This window comes from Labrenzia sp. 011 (assembly GCF_003075075.1).
Classification (GTDB): domain Bacteria; phylum Pseudomonadota; class Alphaproteobacteria; order Rhizobiales; family Stappiaceae; genus Roseibium.
Map to the genome: position 1 here is coordinate 99,857 of NZ_QCYM01000002.1, position 15,847 is coordinate 115,703.

The following is a 15,847-nucleotide window of genomic DNA, read 5'->3' on the forward strand; positions in this document are numbered from 1 at the left end:
GGACGCAGCGTTTCAACAGACTTTGTCGGTTTAGGGTAAACAGGCCGTTAATCGGGCTTGCCAAATGCGAAAACCGGCCGTTTCGCGCCGCGGACATCCCGGCGACGCGTCGCAGACGCTTCGAATCGCCGTATCGGCGTCAACGCATTTCCTGCCGCGAAACCGCCGCGACTGGACGTTTACGCAAACGTAAGCTACAAGGTTATCAAGAAACCGGCCCACTGCACCACCAGACCGCGGCTCCAGCGACACTGCCGAAACGGATCTCCCGGCGTCGGTTTCAAAAACCGCACCAATATCAACAATGAGCCGGACAACGGCTGAAGAATGAGCACCAACTGATATGAGCGAAGCGCTTTCTATCCTCAATGAAGACAATCTGGTGGACGTCGTATCCGCGGCGGACGACAGCACAAAGAAGACCCAGTTCACGATCGGAGACCTGGCGAAGGAATTCGGCTGCACCCTCAGAACCCTGCGGTTCTACGAAGACAGGGGCCTGCTGAACCCGAAACGTGACGGCCTGAACCGTATCTACAATCGCCGGGACCGGGCACGTCTCAAACTGGTTCTGATGGGCAAGCGCGTCGGGTTCTCCCTTTCCGAAATCCGGGACATGCTCGACCTGTACGACCTGCGCGACGGACAGGTCACCCAGCTCCGGGTTGCCCTGTCGAAGTTCAACGAACAGATCGCCGTGCTGGAAGACCAGCGCAAGGACATCGAACAGGCGATCGAGGAACTCTCCCGCACCGTCGAGATTGTTTCCGGGATGCTCAAGCACAAGGAAGCCGAGGAAGGCTGAACCGCTCCTTAGGCGATCCGGCCGTGCCGGAAGCAGTGGCCACAGCCCCTTCCCCAGCGTTCGCTGCCCATCAACCGCCGGTCGACCGACCGGCGGTTTTTTCGTGACCGGGCCCCACAGCCGCATGGTCTACGGACCCGCTGGGCACGACCCTGGTTCGCGAAATTCCGGAATTTGCCCTAGGAACGCACGAATTTGTGCGCCAGGGGTTCCGGACTCAGTCCCCCAGGCCTGTTTTGGACGTATTTTTTTGTCATCCCTTCCCTTGGGATACCACTTGCCCGAGCCATTCAAGCTAGGTATACAGGACTCAGGTTGACGTTTACGGAAACGTAATGTCAAAGGAAGTTGGCAGATCTGGGAGGGTTTCCATGCCGAGCTATTCCGCGCCCGTCGATGACACGCTGTTTCTCCTGAAGGACGTCTTCGGCTACGAACAGTTTTCCGACCTGCCGGGCTTTTCCGACGCTCCGCTCGATCTGGTGGAAGCGATTCTGCGCGAGGGCGGCAAATTCGCCGAAGAGGTGCTGCAACCGCTGAACCAGAGCGGCGACCAGCAGGGCTGCACCCGGCATGACGACGGCACGGTGACCACACCCGAGGGATTTGCCGACGCCTACAAGGCCTTTTGCGAGAACGGCTGGGGCACCCTTTCCGCCGATCCGGACTATGGCGGCCAGGGCCTGCCGCACACGCTGGCGACGATTTTCAACGAATTCGCCTCTTCCGCCAACATGGCCTTCGCCATGTATCCCGGCCTGACCGCCGGCGCGGTCGCCGCACTGAGCCTGCACGGCACGGACGCGCTGAAACAGCAGTATCTGCCGAAGATGATCGCCGGCACCTGGACCGGCACGATGAACCTGACGGAGCCCCATTGCGGCACCGATCTCGGGCTCATCCGGACAAAGGCCGTCCCCCAGGCGGACGGCTCATACCGGATCACCGGCACCAAGATCTTCATTTCCGCCGGCGAACACGATCTGGCGGAAAACATCATTCATCTGGTGCTTGCGCGGATCGAGGGCGCCCCGGAAGGTACCAAGGGCATTTCGCTGTTTGTCGTGCCGCGCAATCGAATCGGCGAGGACGGCTCGGTCGGCGATGCGAACGGAGTTTCCTGCGGCTCCATCGAGCACAAGATGGGCATTCACGGCAACGCCACCTGCGTGATGAACTACGACGATGCGACGGGCTGGCTGGTCGGTGAGGAGAACAAGGGCCTGCGCGCCATGTTCACCATGATGAACGAGGCCCGCCTCGGCGTTGCGGTGCAGGGACTGGCCCAGTCCGAGGTCGCCTACCAGAATGCGGCCGCCTATGCGAAGGACCGCCTGCAGGGCCGCGCCCTGAGCGGGCCGAAGAACCCTGACAAGGCGGCCGACCCGATCATCGTGCACCCGGACGTCCGCCGCACGCTGATGTCCATCCGTGCCTTCAATGAGGCGGCGCGGGCGCTGGTCCTGTGGACCGCCCTCAACGGCGACGTTTCGCATCGTTCGGACAACGAAAAGACCAGACAGTTCTCGGACGACATGATGGGCCTCATGACGCCGGTGCTCAAAGGCGTCCTGACCGACACGGGCTTTGCCAATGCGGTCAACGCCCAGCAGATGTTCGGCGGTCACGGCTATATCGCCGAGTGGGGCATGGAGCAGTTCGTGCGCGATGCCCGCGTCGCCATGATCTACGAGGGCGCGAACGGCATTCAGGCGCTCGACCTTGTCGGCCGCAAGCTGCCGGCCAACGGCGGCCGTGCCGTCATGGGTTTCTTCAACGAAGTCAACACCTTCCTGAAGGAAACCGAGACCAGAGAAGACCTTGCCGCCTTCACTGCGCCGTTGAAGAAGGCCATGGACGATCTCCAGGCCGCAACGATGTGGTTCATGAACAACGCCGTGAAAAACCCTGACAACGCGGGGGCAGGCTCCTACGACTACATGCATCTCTTCGGCCTGGCCGCCCTGGGCTACATGTGGGCGCGGATCGCCGCGACCGCACAGGAGCAGCTGGCCGCCGGAGCGGGAGAGCGGGCCGCCTGGCTCGAGAACAAGCTTGCCTTCGGCACGGTCTTCATGCAGCGGACCCTGCCGGAAACCGCTGCCCATCTGGCACGCATCTCCTCCGGGTCGGACACCCTCATGTCCGTGTCCGCCGAGGCATACTGATGCGGCCCCTGCCCGAACGAAATGGAGCGAAATTGGCCTTCGCAAACCGGTCGGCGCGGCTATAGTCACGCTTCCATCGGATTTGACAGGGAGATTTTGAAGTTATGACTGAATACCTTCTTCATTGCATGGCGCAGTCCGGGCATTCCTACAAGGCGGCCCTGATGCTGGAGCTGTGCGGTGCCGACTGGAAGCCGAGGTGGGTGGATTTCTTCAACGGCGAAACCCGCACCGAAGAGTTCCGCAAGACCCTCAACGAGATGGGCGAAGTGCCGGTGCTGGACCACAAGGGCAAGATCCTGACCCAGTCCGCCGTCATCATGGACTATCTGTTCGGGACATTCGGCAAGTTCGGCTGGGACAATGACGAAGAACGGCGGGAAATCCTGCGCTGGACCATCTTCGACAACCAGAAGGTTTCAGGACTGATCGGCCCGTTGCGGTTCATGCGAACGATTGCCAAGACCGGTGAAACCGACGTGACGAAGTTTCTGGACAGCCGCTCGAAATCGGCACTTGCCATCATGGACAAGCATTTCGACGGCAACGACTTCGCCGTCGGTGCAAAGCCGACCATCGCCGACTTCTCCCTGTGCAGCTATCTCTTCTATGACGGCGAGCTGGGTTTCGACCTTGACGCCTATCCGAACGTCACGAAATGGCTGGCACGGATCAAGTCCCTGCCCGGCTGGAAACATCCCTACGACCTCATGCCCGGCCATCCCTTGCCGGACGCCAAATGAGGAGGATCTGATCCGGAGCATCCGGCGCTCGAAGGACCGCCGGATGCCCGGTCACTTTCAAATCGACCAACTTCAGATTGGTCCACAGGAGGATCTGATGCCCGAAGCCTATATCTACGATCACGTGCGGACCCCGCGCGGACGCGGCAAGAAGGACGGTGCCCTGCACGAAGTGCCCGCCGTCCGCCTGGCGGCCACCGCGCTTGAGGCGATCCGCGACCGCAACGGCCTGGATACGGCCAAGGTGGACGATGTGGTGCTCGGCTGTGTCGACCCGGTCGGCGAGGCCGGTGGCGATATCGCCCGTGCGGCCGTGTTCGCGGCGGATTACGACACTTCGGTTCCCGGCATTCAGATCAACCGTTTCTGCGCTTCGGGCCTGGACGCGGTCAACATGGCTTCCGCACAGATCATGTCCGGCCAGCACAAGCTGGTCGTGGCGGGCGGCGTGGAAAGCATGAGCCGTGTCGGCCTCGGCGCTTCCGGAGGCGCCTGGCCGATCGAGCCGCAGGTCGCCATCCCTTCCTATTTCATGCCGCAGGGGGTTTCCGCCGACCTGATCGCGACCAAATACGGGTTCAGCCGCGACGCCTGCGATGCCTATGCGGTCGAGAGCCAGAAGCGCGCCAAGACGTCCTGGGACGAAGGCCGGTTCTCCGGTTCCGTGATACCGGTGAAGGACGTCAACGGCATCACCATTCTGGACCGCGACGAACACATGCGACCGGATACCGACATGCAGTCGCTGGCGTCTCTCAACCCCTCTTTCGAGATCATGGGCAGCATGGGTGGTTTCGATGCGGTGGGCATTCAGGCCCATCCGGAGATCGAGACCATTCGTCATGTGCACCATGCAGGCAATTCGTCCGGCATTGTGGACGGTGCGGCCGCAGTGCTCATCGGCTCCAGCACTGCCGGCCGCTCCTGCGGCCTGAAGCCGCGCGCGCGGATCAGGGCCTTTGCCAATATCGGCTCCGAGCCGGCCCTGATGCTGACCGGCCCGGTGGATGTCACGCAAAAGCTGCTGAAGAACGCCCGGATGGACATGAAGGACATCGACCTCATTGAAATCAACGAGGCCTTCGCGTCCGTCGTTCTGAGATATCAGCAGGCCTTCGATCGCGACCCCGACACGGTCAACGTCAACGGCGGTGCGATCGCCATGGGGCACCCGCTCGGGGCAACCGGGGCGATGATCCTCGGCACGGTCCTGGACGAACTGGAACGGCGCGATCTCAACATCGCCCTCGTCACCCTGTGCATCGGTGCCGGCATGGGAACCGCGACCATCATCGAACGGGTCTGATCATGGGACGCGATATCGACAGGAATTGCCGGGCAATGCTGTTCGCACCGGCAGTGACCACACACATGGGCGACGCAATTGCGGCAGGCACCGGAACGGCAGCGCGGCACCGCGCCCATCCGCAGGCAGGCGCCGCGGACGCGAGGAGGACCTTCAAATGAGCTACAGGAATTTCACCCTTGAGACCGACGAAGACGGTTTCGCGCTGATCACCTGGGACATGCCGGACAAGTCGATGAATGTCATCGATCTCACCGTCATGGACGAACTGGACGCCATTGTCGATCAGGTTGCAGGCGACGAGGGTATCAAAGGCGCCATTATCACCTCCGGCAAGTCCGCCTTCTCCGGCGGTGCCGACCTGACCATGCTGGAAGGTCTGCTGAAGGACTTTCACATCAAGCGTGGCAACGATCCCGAGGCCGCAGCGACAGTGCTGTTCGAGGGCTCCCGCAAACTGTCGCAGGTCTACCGCAAGCTGGAAACCTGCGGCAAACCGTTTGTTGCCGCCGTATCGGGCACCTGCATGGGGGGCGGGACGGAGCTGGCGCTGGCCTGTCACGGGCGGGTTGCCGACGAAGGCCTGAAGATGGGCCTGCCGGAAGTCAAGATCGGTCTCTTCCCGGGCGCAGGCGGCACCCAGCGCGTCATGCGCATGACAGACGCCCAGCAGGGCCTGCAATTCCTGCTGCAGGGCCGCACCCTGCGCGCGCCGCAAGCCAGGCAGATGAAGCTGGTGGACGAGGTCACCCCGACCAGGAAGCTGGTGGCTGCCGCGCAAAAGATGCTGAAAGCGGGCCTCGATCCGGTCAAGGACTGGGACAAGAAGGGCTACAAGCTGCCGAACGGCAAGGTCTACTCCCCGGCAGGGTTCCAGTTCTGGCCGGCGGCGAATGCCATCTACCGCAGGGAAACCCACGACAATTATCCGGGCGCCCGCTACCTGCTGCGTTCGGTGGTCGAGGGCCTGCAGCTGCCGATGGATCTGGCCCTGCGGGTCGAGAGCCGGTATTTCGCCAAGGTTCTGCAGACGCCGGAAGCGGCCAACATGATCCGCTCGCTGTTCGTTTCCATGCAGGAACTGAACAAGCTGGCCCGCCGGCCGGCGGACCAGCGTCCGAACCGGATCAGGAAGGTCGGCATTATCGGCGCCGGGTTCATGGGAGCGGGCATCGCCTATGTCACGGCCCAGGCCGGGATCGATGTGGTTCTGATCGACCGTGACCAGGAGGCCGCCGACAAGGGCAAGGCCCATAGCGACGAGCTGATGAGCAAGGCGATCAAGCGCGGCCGGGCGAGCGAAGGGCAGAAGGAAAAGCTGCTTTCCAGGATCAACGCGACCCCCGACTACAATGCGCTCGGTGACTGCGACCTGGTGATCGAGGCGGTCTTCGAAGATCGCGACATCAAGAAGACGGTGACCGAAAACGCCGAAGCGGTGATGAAGTCCCGGGCGATCTTCGCCTCGAACACTTCCACCTTGCCGATCACCTCGCTGGCACAGGCCTCGAAGCGGCCGAAGAACTTCATCGGCATCCACTTCTTCTCTCCCGTCGACAAGATGATGCTCGTCGAGGTGATTCTCGGCAAACGGACCTCGGATCGGGCGCTGGCCATGGCGCTGGATTACATCAAGGCGATCCGCAAGACGCCGATCGTGGTCAACGACAGCCGCGGTTTCTACACGTCCCGTGTGGTCATGACCTATATCCGCGAAGGCCTGATGATGCTTGCGGACGGTGTTCCGGCCGCGATGGTCGAAAACGCCGGCAGGATGGCCGGCATGCCGGTCGGACCGCTGTCGCTGGGAGATGAGGTCGCCCTCGACCTAGCCTGGAAAATCGTGTCGGCTGCCCGCAAGGACCTGGGGGTGAAATATCTCGAGGGACCGCTCGACAACATCCTGGAAGAGATGGTGGTCAAGAGGGAACGGTTCGGCCGGAAGAACGGCAAGGGCTTTTACGACTACAAGGGCAAGGAAAAAAGCCTGTGGCCGGGCCTTTCGGAGGTCACCGGCCAGCCCAAGCCCGCGGAAAGCTTCAATATCGAGGAGCTCAAGCAACGGCTTCTGGTGATGCAGGCGCTGGAGACCGCGCGCATATTCGAGGAAAAATGCCTGACGGATGTGCGCGAGGCCGATGTCGGCTCGATCCTCGGTTTCGGTTTCGCTCCCTATTCGGGCGGAACGCTGAGTTACATCGACACGATGGGGACTCCCGCCTTTCTCGAGCTGTGCAAGAAATTCACCCGCAAATGGGGACCGCGTTTCAAACCGAACCGCCTGCTGCGGGAAATGGCCCGGGAAAACGAAACCTTCTACGGCAGGTTTCCGCCCAAAGCGGAGCAGAAACAGAAGGACGCCGCCTGACGGCAATGACGATGCCGCCCTTGCCTTCACGCAGGGTGGCATCGATATTTCTGCCTATTTCATACGCAATAGGTGTTAGCGAATTACGACAAAACTTGATCCATCTCATGTCGTCATGCACAGTTCAGGTCTACCGTTGTGCACGGTTGGGGTGGAGAAATAGATGCCGTTAGAAGGCGAGTGGGCACGCGCTGACGTTTTCCGGGTCTTGCGCGATATCTGTTCAAACGAGAATTTGGACTGGCCGCATATGGCGCGGCTTTACAATTTCGAACTTTCCAGTCTCGAAGATCCACGTGGTGTCGTGCCCATATCCGCATGGTTTGGCGTCTTCGAACATGTTGCCGAAACCCTGGGCAACGACGCGGTGATGTTCGACCTTTTCAACAACATCGACATCGGCTGTTTTTCGATCTTCGACTACCTGTTTTCCTGCGCACCCACTTTCCGGGACGCCTGTCAGGCCTGGGTGAAGTTCATGCCGATCCGCTCGAACGCCTACCGGCTCAGTTTCCAGGAAACGGATACAGGCGGCTATGTCGAATGGCCCATCCTGGAAGGGCGCGGCAAATGGCAACAGAACATGTTCGGCCGTATCGGCTGGGCTGCCCAGCAGATGGAACACGCCACGGACATGCATGTTCCGCCGATCCTGATCGAACTGGCGACGTCCCCGCCGAAGAACACTTCGGCCTTTCAGAAGAAATATCAGGGGCGCCTGAAATTCTGCGCCCCGCACAACCGGATCTCCTTTCCGCGCACGCTGCTTTCCCGGCAGCTGCGCCGCAACGACCCGCATCTGTACGAAATCATCCTGAAGGCCGCCACCAGCGAGCTGAACTCCTTCGACAGGCTGGAATCGCCGCTTTCCAGGATAGCCAATGAGGTCGCTTCGAGCCTGTCGAACGGCTCTTGCACGCTGCCGCAGATCGCGGCCAAGCTGGGCATGTCCCAGAGAGCCGTGCAGCGCGTGCTGGAAAAGGAAGGTACGAGCTACCGCAAACTCAGCGAGGAAATACGGCGCTCCGCTGCGGAAAGATATCTGCGCAGTACGGAACTGCCGATGAAAGAGATCGCCTTTCTGCTGGGATTCTCCGAACTGAGCACCTTTTCCAGAGCCGTGAAGACCTGGTTCGGCGTCTCCCCCAGGAAGGTGCGCGAAGCGCCTGCCGACCAGCCGCGATGAGGTGGCGGCGCGCTTGCACATTGTAATCGGGGCCCATTGTTCCTAACTTTCGCTCAGAAGTTCGTCACCGACGTCATTCAGGAGAAACTTATGTCCGACACCGGCTTGAGCCGTTTTCTGGGAGGCTCGCCCGCGCAGGTGCTGTTGCGGCTGGTGTTCCTCTCCTTTGTGGTCGGCATCGTGCTGTCGGCCTTGAACCTGGATCCGCTCGATCTTGTCGACATGACCGTCGAATTCGTCGAACGGCTGTGGAACATGGGCTTCCATGCCATCGGACGCCTTGGCGGTTATCTCTTGATCGGTGCGATCGTCGTCGTGCCGATCTGGCTGCTGACCCGGATCCTGTCCATGGGCAGGGACCGGTAAGCCCCGGTTGCCGAAACTCATAGGTCTGCTTCGCCTCCTCTGATCGGAGGCCAGGGCGCGCGTGCTGCGCAACGCAAACGCCGTCACCCGAACATTTCGGCGTGAGCGCCCGTGCTGTCCAGGATCGCCCTGGCGCTGCGATGCAACGTCAGGTGCCGGTCGGCGAGTTCCTCGATATCGGCCGAATACCCGCCCCCGAGCACGCCGGCCAGAGGAATGCCGGCAGCCGCGACCGTGCTGATCACGAAGCGGTCCCGCATGTGCAGTCCCTCGCGCGTGAGCGCCAGACGACCCAGCCGGTCATGTTCGTAGGGATCGACCCCGGCATTATAGACCACGATATCCCAGGCCTGCCGTTTCAGAAGGTCCGGCAGAACCGCCGCGAGCCGTTGCAGATAATCGGAATCGGCAGTCGCGTCGGGCAGACCAATGTCCAGATGCGACGGGACCTTGCGGACCGGATAGTTTCGTTCCGAATGCATCGAGAAGGTAAAGATGTCCGGGTCGCCCTGAAAGATATCTGCGGTTCCGTCACCCTGATGCACGTCGAGATCGACAATCAGCGCCTTGCCGATGGCTCCGTCCGCCTGCATGACCCGGAGCGCGACGGCGACATCGTTGAACACGCAGAAGCCCGCTCCATGCGCCTTGCGGGCGTGATGACTGCCGCCGGCCGTGTTGCAGGCCAGTCCGTGTTCCAGGGCCAGATAACAGGTCAGGACAGTGCCGCCCGTCGCGCAGCGGGCCCGCAGCGCGATGTCCTCGCGCATGGGAAACCCGATCTCGCGGGCGATCCTGTCCGGGACGGTGCCGTTGAAGACCTGGTCCACATAGGCGGGATCATGCGCCAGGGCGACCCATTCAAAGGGTGCGGGCCGGGGCCGATAGAAACTGCCGCCGTCCAGAAGGCCTTCCGTGCGGATCCGTTCGGCGACCGCGCGGAACTTGTCCATCGGAAAGCGGTGATTGGCAGGCAGGTCGGCGCAATAGGCCGGATGGTGGACAATCGGCAGGGGCATCCCAGGCACTATATGGCGGGATTTCCGTTCTGGCATCCTTTTGAAGGCCAGATAGCCTCGTTCTTTGTGTCAGGGTGCGCTATGGCATGAAAACCGATTGACGAGACGGACAAAGCCGGACAAGAAGGCCTTTCCGCCCACACGAGCTTTCATGACCCAGTCCACGCCCCTCAATGATCCGTCGAGACTTGCCTTCACGGTAACACACCGCTCGGTGCTTGCCGTCGCGGTTCCCATGACCCTCGGCTATCTGTCAACGCCCCTGCTCGGTCTCGTCGACATGGCGGTGATCGGACGGCTCGGCGATGCGGCCCTGCTCGGCGGCATTGCCATGGGCGGTGTCATTTTCGACCTGGCCTTCACCAGCTTCAATTTCCTGCGCTCCGGAACCACCGGGCTGACCGCACAGGCTCTGGGCGCCCGGGACAGCGTTGAGATCAGGGCAACGCTTCTGCGGGCCCTTATCCTCGCAGTGATCGGCGGCCTGGCGATCATCGCCCTGCAGGTCCCGGTCCGCGAGGCGGGCCTGTGGTTTCTCGGCGGCAGTTCCGAAGTGCAGGCCGCGACAACACTTTATTATGACGTGCGGATTTACAGCGCCCCGTTCCTGCTCGCCAATTACGCCATTCTGGGCTGGCTGATCGGCCTCGGGCGGGCCGGAACTGCCCTGGTGCTGCAGCTTTTCCTCAACAGCATCAATATCGCGCTCAGCGTCTGGTTCGTCATCGGGCTGAACTGGAGTGTCGAAGGGGTGGCACTGGCCACCGTTTTCAGTGAATTCGCGGCAATGGTGCTCGGCCTTGTCGTGGTACTCAACAACGTCAAACGGGGCTCCTGGCCGTCCCTTGCAGTGATCTTCGACCGGCAGCTGCTGATGCGCATGATGGCGGTGAACCGGGACATCATGATCCGGTCCTTCGCCCTGCTCTATGCCTATGCCTTTTTCATGGCCCGCTCGGCCGATCAGGGCGACGCGATGCTGGCCGCCAATGCGGTTCTGGAAAAATTCATTCTCATTTCGGGATATTTTCTGGACGGTCTTGCCACAGCCGCCGAACAACTGGCGGGCCGTGCGGTCGGCGCCCGGCACCGGCCGGCGTTCGACAGGACACTGAAGCTCACGGCTCTGTGGAGCTTTGCCCTGGCCGGTGGCCTCGCGGTCATCTTCTATGTTTTCGGACCGGTCCTGATCGCTTTCATGATCACCGTGCCGGAAGTCCGGGAGCTCGGCGACACCTATCTGATCTGGGCCGTCATGGCGCCGCTACTGGGCGTTCTGGCGTTTCAGATGGATGGCGTCTTCATTGGCGCCACCTGGTCGGACACCATGCGCAACATGATGCTGATCTCGCTGGTGGCCTATATCGCGGCCTATTACATCCTCTTCCCGATTCTCGGCAATCACGGCCTCTGGCTGGCCCTGGAGCTGTTCCTGGGGATACGCGGCATTACCCTGCTTATAGCCTGCCGGAAGCGGGCAGCGCAGACTTTCGCGGATGCCTGAGGGAACCAACGGACGAACCCTTCCCCCGTTTTCCCCGGCCTGCTGAGCACAGCCGGGACGCCCCATGGTCAACGTTCAGGCCGTCTCCGCAGCCCAGGCCTCTGCATTGACATCCCTTGCTTCGCGCAAGGAGGACAGGCCGTGCCTGTCCAGTCTGGCGGAGAGGCCTGTCAGGATCTCGCCGATCAGGGCCGGCCCCTGAAAGGACAGGGCCGAATAGAGCTGCAGAAGATCGGCCCCGGCGGTTATCTTGGTCCAGGCGGTGTCGGCACTGTCGATGCCTCCGACGCCGACAATCGGCAGATCCGGCCCGGCAAGCCTGCGGGCACGCGCCAGAACGATCGTGGATTTGCGGAACAGCAGCCTGCCGGACAGGCCGCCGGCCTCCCCGGCCAGAGCGGAACCGCTCAGACCTTCGCGCCCGATGGTCGTATTGGAAACGATCAGCCCGTCGACATTCCTGGCCAGAACCTCTTCGACAATGCCCTGCAGGTCCTCATCGGCCACATCCGGCGCAATCTTGAGAAGCACGGGGACGCGACGGCCGTGTCGTGCAGTGCATTCGTCCCGGGCGGACATAACCCCGGCGAGAAGTTCGGCGAGCGCGGAGCGCGCCTGCAGATCCCTGAGGCCGGGCGTATTCGGCGAGGACACATTGACGGTGAAATAGGAGGCGATATCCGCGAAGGCCAGAATGCCCGCGACATAATCGGCGACACGGTCGGCAGACTCCTTGTTTGCCCCCACATTGATGCCGACGATCCCCCCCGGAGCCTTCCGGGCCTCCAGACGGCGGCGCAACGCGTCATGGCCTTCGTTGTTGAAGCCGTAACGGTTGATGACCGCCTGTTCGGCCGGCAGGCGGAAAACCCGCGGACGCGGATTGCCGGGCTGGGGCCTGGGCGTGACGGACCCGACTTCCGTATAGCCGAACCCCAGCCTGAGAAGCGCGTCCGGCACTTCGCCGTTCTTGTCGAACCCTGCTGCCATCCCGAGAGGATTCGGAAACATCAGGTCCCAGAGCCTCACGGCAAGGCGCGGATCGGCGCCAGGCCCCTGTCCCGGCATCAGGCCGGTTTTCAAGGCAAGCACGGTCAGGCGATGGGCGGTCTCCGCGTCCAGGCAGTGAAGCCCCTTGAGGGCCGCCTTTTCAAGCCAGGGCCGGATCATCGCTCGAGGTCCGGAAAAACATGGCCGCCGTCCGCCGCCAGGGGAAGATCCTTCACCCAGACCACTGACGCAGGGTCAAGCTGATCGTAAAGATGCGGGAACAGCGCCCCGCCCCGCGACGGTTCCCACTTCAGGCGGTCGCCGAAGCTGGTGGCGTCAAAGGCTGCCAGCAGCAGATCCGACTGTGCGGCGAAATGTTTGCCGGCTGTTTCCCGGACCTGATCTGCGGTGGAAAAATGAATGAACCCGTCGGCAAGATCGACCGGGGCTCCGGCGAACACACCGGCATTCACCGCCTCCTGCCAGAGAAGCCTGGGGACGATCTTGAATATCAATGTCATGCTTTTGTCCGGTTCCATCCGTATTCGACACCGGCCGTGGCCCGCTGCCCTCAACCGGCTGGGACACTACTCAAAGGGGATCGGCCGGACAAGAAGGCTTTCCGATCTTTGCAGGATGTCCTGTAATATGGCAGGAGAGGCCGGGACCCAATGCGCGGAGCACACGGCCACCGAACGGGCGCCTGAGACTGTCCAGGCGCACCGGCAACAGCGAGAGAACCTGGAATGAAGCTTCGGCCTCTTGTGGTGCCAGCACTTCTTCTGACCGTCACCGGCGGGCTTTTCGCCTGGCTGATGCTCAGCGACCCACCCGAAATCCGCAATGAGACGACCGCCGCGAAGGCGCTCTCCGGTCCGGCGCCGGTCGCGGCCCCCTCCCCGGATGCAGCGAAACCGGCGCAGGAGCGGTCCGCCTCGACGGCGCCGCTTCCCGGCGATATCCGCAATGTCTCCCCCCACGGCGTCTCGGCACCGAAGGTCAGCGGCAGCCTCAAGCGGGTGGAACCGTCAAAACGCTATCTGGAACTCAAGAACCCGCCCGTGGAACCGGTCCCGGACGGGCCGGTCGAACTGACCCGCGTCCAGGTGCTGGACGGCGGCCGCATCCAGTCGGACCGGCTTGTGGTCACGCTCGCACACATCCGGCCTTTGAAAATCGACGAAACCTGCATTTCCCGGCTTGGCGGCAGCTGGCCCTGCGGTGCGCGGGCCAGAACGTTTCTCCGGGGCCTGATCCGGCAATTCAAGATCACCTGCGAGAAGATAGAGGACCTGGGGCCCAGGCAGATTCTCGGGAGTTGCCGACGCGGCCATATCGATCTCAGCGCCCGGCTGGTACGCTATGGCTGGGCCGACGCGGCACCCGGCGCCCCCTCGCACATCACCGAACTCGCCCAGAAGGCGCGGGACCGCAAGGTCGGCAAGTGGCAGTCGGAATGGCTCGCTGAACTGCCGAAGTCTGACTGGGAAAACGACCCGACCGCCGCCCTGCCCGGCCTGGAGGATCTGGAACCGGAAATCGTCGAGTGGAGCCTGCGCGCGGATCCGGAGCAGCCGGAGCAGGCGCCCTTCAGTGCTGACACGCCCGAGGATCAGCGCCCGCAATAGCCGTTCCCAAGTCCTTGAGCGACGGATCGCTGCGGGGCCCCTGCCTTGAGGGGCCCTTTGAAAGCCTCGAATGGAGGATGCAGCGATACCCTATGCCGCGAGCTGCCCTTCAAGCGCCTTGCGGATCAGTTCGCGTGTCTCGGCAATACCGTAAAGCGCCACGAAGGAACCGAAACGCGGGCCCTTTTCCTGGCCGAGCAGAAGCTGGTACAGCGCGGAGAACCAGGCGATCGAAACGCCCGGACCGCCATCGGGGCCCTTCTTTGACGGATCCTGATAGCGCTCGATGGACCGGGCAACATCGAGGACCGCGTCCTGAATGGCGGCGCCGTCCGCCTCTGCCGGCAGGGCCGCAAGGGTCCTGTCCAGCTCTTCCAGCGCCTTGCGTTCCACTTCGTCGGGTGTCTTGAAGGATTTCGACGGTTTGACGAAATCGTCGAAGTAGCGGATGGCGTAGCCGACCAGGTCGTCCAGTTCGGGATGGGTCTCGGGCGTCACACCGGGGGCGTAGCGGGAGATGAATGCCCACAGCACGTCCTTGTTTTCCGCGTTGGAGGCAGACACCAGATTCAGAAGCATGGCGAAGGTCACCGGCATGTCGATCTTCGGAATATTGCCGGAGTGAATGTGCCAGACAGGATTCTGCAGCTTCTGCTCAACCGGCATCTGCTGGTACTTCTGGACAAAGGTGTAATATTCATCGACCGCCTTGGGGATGACGTCGAAATAAAGCTTCTTTGCCGTCTTCGGCTTCTGGAAGTTGTAGAGCGCAAGGCTTTCCGGCGCGGCATAGGTCAGCCATTCGTCGATGGTCAAACCGTTGCCCTTGGACTTGGAGATCTTCTCGCCGTTCTCGTCCAGGAACAATTCATAGACGTAGTGTTCCGGTGCCTTGCCGCCCAGGATGTTGCAGATCTTGTCGTAGATCGGCGCGTTGGTCTGGTGGTCCTTGCCGAACATTTCGAAATCCACATCGAGCGCTGCCCAGCGCATGCCGAAATCCGGCTTCCACTGCAGCTTCACGCGGCCGCCGGTGACAGGAACCGTGACGTCTTCGCCGGTTTCGTCCTCGAAGGTGATCGTGCCGTCCTTCGCATTCACATCCTTCATCGGCACGTAGAGCACGCGGCCGGACGTCGGCGAAATCGGCAGGAACGGGGAATAGGTCGCCTGCCGTTCCGCCCCCAGGGTCGGCAGCATCACATCCATGATCTTCCGGTATCTTTCGGTTGCCCGGATCAGCACATCGTCGAATTTTCCGGACTTGTAATACTCGGTGGCGCTCGCGAATTCGTACTCGAAGCCAAAGGTGTCCAGGAAGCGGCGCAGCATGGCGTTGTTATGGGCAGCAAAGCTTTCGAAGTCGCCGCCGAACGGGTTCGGCACGGCACTCAGGGGCATCTGCAGATAGGGCTCCATCGCCGCGCGGTCCGGCACGCTTTCGGGGATCTTGCGCATGCCGTCCATGTCGTCGGAAAAGCACAGCAGGCGGGTGGGGATCCTGTCTTCCGTCAGCAGGCGGAAGGCGGTACGCACCATGGTTGTGCGCAGAACCTCCCCGAAGGTGCCGATGTGCGGAAGACCGGAAGGGCCGTAGCCGGTTTCGAAAAGAACCGGTTTGTCCGACTCCCGCTTCTCGATCCGTTTGACCAGTTTCCGTGCTTCCTCGAACGGCCAGGCTTTCGATTTCCGGGCCGCTTCGACAAACTCTTGCGAAAGGTCGAGCGAAGGCAGGGATTGGTCGGTCATTTTCGAATATCGTTC

The 15,847-nt window shown here is 62.0% G+C and carries 13 protein-coding genes; 9 read left to right on the forward strand and 4 right to left on the reverse strand.

Annotated elements, in window-relative coordinates:
* The first annotated feature begins 343 nt into the window (after positions 1-343).
* The 7 genes from DCO57_RS03270 to DCO57_RS03300 all read left to right on the forward strand — a co-directional run bounded on the left by DCO57_RS03270 (position 344) and on the right by DCO57_RS03300 (position 8,942).
* Positions 344-805, forward strand: a complete 462-nt coding sequence (locus DCO57_RS03270; protein WP_116697440.1) for a MerR family DNA-binding transcriptional regulator — start codon at positions 344-346, stop codon at positions 803-805.
* A gap of 371 nt (positions 806-1,176) precedes the next feature.
* Positions 1,177-2,973 carry an acyl-CoA dehydrogenase C-terminal domain-containing protein gene (locus tag DCO57_RS03275; RefSeq protein WP_116697441.1) on the forward strand — a complete coding sequence of 599 codons (1,797 nt, stop codon included), beginning with the start codon at positions 1,177-1,179 and terminating at the stop codon, positions 2,971-2,973.
* A gap of 104 nt (positions 2,974-3,077) precedes the next feature.
* On the forward strand, positions 3,078-3,716 hold the full coding sequence (locus DCO57_RS03280) for a glutathione S-transferase (protein WP_116697442.1): 639 nt from the start codon (positions 3,078-3,080) through the stop codon (positions 3,714-3,716).
* 97 nt (positions 3,717-3,813) lie between these two features.
* On the forward strand, positions 3,814-5,022 hold the full coding sequence (locus DCO57_RS03285) for an acetyl-CoA C-acetyltransferase (RefSeq protein ID WP_116697708.1): 1,209 nt from the start codon (positions 3,814-3,816) through the stop codon (positions 5,020-5,022).
* Between the two features lie 157 nt (positions 5,023-5,179).
* On the forward strand, positions 5,180-7,390 hold the full coding sequence (locus DCO57_RS03290; protein WP_116697443.1) for an FAD-dependent oxidoreductase: 2,211 nt from the start codon (positions 5,180-5,182) through the stop codon (positions 7,388-7,390).
* A 163-nt stretch (positions 7,391-7,553) separates the two neighbouring features.
* Entirely contained in the window at positions 7,554-8,576 is a 1,023-nt protein-coding gene (locus tag DCO57_RS03295) for an AraC family transcriptional regulator (RefSeq protein ID WP_116697444.1), read from the forward strand.
* Between the two features lie 90 nt (positions 8,577-8,666).
* The gene (locus tag DCO57_RS03300) at positions 8,667-8,942 is read left to right on the forward strand and encodes a DUF6460 domain-containing protein (RefSeq protein WP_116697445.1); all 276 of its coding nucleotides are present in this window, start codon (positions 8,667-8,669) and stop codon (positions 8,940-8,942) included.
* A gap of 83 nt (positions 8,943-9,025) precedes the next feature.
* On the opposite strand, the gene DCO57_RS03305 is transcribed toward DCO57_RS03300, so the two are convergent.
* Positions 9,026-9,961 (reverse strand): histone deacetylase, encoded by a 936-nt coding sequence (locus tag DCO57_RS03305; RefSeq protein WP_116697446.1) that lies wholly within the window; start codon positions 9,959-9,961, stop codon positions 9,026-9,028.
* Between the two features lie 97 nt (positions 9,962-10,058).
* On the opposite strand from DCO57_RS03305, the gene DCO57_RS03310 reads away from it, so the two are divergent.
* The gene (locus DCO57_RS03310; RefSeq protein WP_347876547.1) at positions 10,059-11,465 is read left to right on the forward strand and encodes an MATE family efflux transporter; all 1,407 of its coding nucleotides are present in this window, start codon (positions 10,059-10,061) and stop codon (positions 11,463-11,465) included.
* A gap of 75 nt (positions 11,466-11,540) precedes the next feature.
* On the opposite strand, the gene DCO57_RS03315 is transcribed toward DCO57_RS03310, so the two are convergent.
* The gene (locus tag DCO57_RS03315; RefSeq protein WP_116697447.1) at positions 11,541-12,635 is read right to left on the reverse strand and encodes a quinone-dependent dihydroorotate dehydrogenase; all 1,095 of its coding nucleotides are present in this window, start codon (positions 12,633-12,635) and stop codon (positions 11,541-11,543) included.
* A complete protein-coding gene (locus tag DCO57_RS03320) occupies positions 12,632-12,976 on the reverse strand; it encodes a DUF952 domain-containing protein (RefSeq protein ID WP_116697710.1) in 345 nt (114 codons plus the stop codon). Before DCO57_RS03320 ends, DCO57_RS03315 begins: the two co-directional genes overlap by 4 nt.
* Before the next feature lie 225 nt (positions 12,977-13,201).
* Here DCO57_RS03320 and DCO57_RS03325 point away from each other — a divergent pair, with 225 nt between their 5' ends.
* The gene (locus tag DCO57_RS03325; protein ID WP_116697448.1) at positions 13,202-14,083 is read left to right on the forward strand and encodes a thermonuclease family protein; all 882 of its coding nucleotides are present in this window, start codon (positions 13,202-13,204) and stop codon (positions 14,081-14,083) included.
* A 90-nt stretch (positions 14,084-14,173) separates the two neighbouring features.
* On the opposite strand, the gene DCO57_RS03330 is transcribed toward DCO57_RS03325, so the two are convergent.
* Positions 14,174-15,832 carry a lysine--tRNA ligase gene (locus DCO57_RS03330; RefSeq protein ID WP_116697449.1) on the reverse strand — a complete coding sequence of 553 codons (1,659 nt, stop codon included), beginning with the start codon at positions 15,830-15,832 and terminating at the stop codon, positions 14,174-14,176.
* Between the last annotated feature and the right edge of the window lie 15 nt (positions 15,833-15,847).